This window comes from Adlercreutzia equolifaciens, from assembly GCF_029076695.1.
GTDB lineage: Bacteria > Actinomycetota > Coriobacteriia > Coriobacteriales > Eggerthellaceae > Adlercreutzia > Adlercreutzia equolifaciens_A.
Window position 1 is genome coordinate 1 of sequence record NZ_JARFIK010000616.1, and the last position, 288, is coordinate 288.

At 62.5% G+C, this 288-nt stretch carries 1 pseudogene; it reads right to left on the reverse strand.

Annotated features, from left to right (window positions below):
- A pseudogene (locus PZH32_RS13840) lies at positions 1-288 on the reverse strand (3-dehydroquinate synthase); the annotation flags it as partial.

Consider the following 288-nt stretch of genomic DNA (forward strand, 5'->3'; position numbering starts at 1 on the left):
GTCATCACGGGCCGCCAGAGCGTCGGCCTGCTCCAACAGCCAGAAGAAGAACTCGTCGGAATCGATTACCGAGGACTTAGCAATTTCCGCGCAGCCGCAGGCCCACTCGCGCTCGTCCAGCGTGGCCAGAGTGTCGGTAGAAGCCGCCACATAGGCGGGCTGCTTGAACGTGCCCACCAAGTTCTTGCCCGCGTCCAGGTTCACGCCAGTCTTGCCGCCCACGGAGGAGTCCACCATGGCCAGACGCGTAGTTGGTACCTGGACAAAGGTGATGCCGCGCATGTAGGT